1 pseudogene is annotated in these 227 nt (G+C 43.6%); it reads left to right on the top strand.

What is annotated here, in order from left to right:
• A pseudogene (gene pheA / locus IQR33_RS28980) lies at positions 1-210 on the top strand (bifunctional chorismate mutase/prephenate dehydratase); the annotation flags it as partial.
• Between the last annotated feature and the right edge of the window lie 17 nt (positions 211-227).

Genomic DNA, 227 nt, shown 5'->3' with positions numbered 1-227 from the left:
CGTTACGGCATCAATATGACCAAGCTGGAATCACGCCCAATTATGGGGAACCCGTGGGAAGAGATGTTCTACGTAGACTTGACATCACATCTTGCTTCGACAGAAATGCAACAGGCACTTGAAGAGCTGACAAAAATCACTAAGCACTTGAAAGTATTAGGCTGTTACCCGAGTGAGAACGTAAAGCCTACGCAAGTAAAATTGAGTTAATAGACACCAGTGAGTAA

Origin of the sequence: Vibrio sp. OPT46 (assembly GCF_015163535.1) — a bacterium.
In the GTDB taxonomy this organism is placed as follows: domain Bacteria; phylum Pseudomonadota; class Gammaproteobacteria; order Enterobacterales; family Vibrionaceae; genus Vibrio; species Vibrio alginolyticus.
Note: the sequence above shows the minus strand (reverse complement) of the source record. Positions and strands in the feature narration are given on the sequence as shown.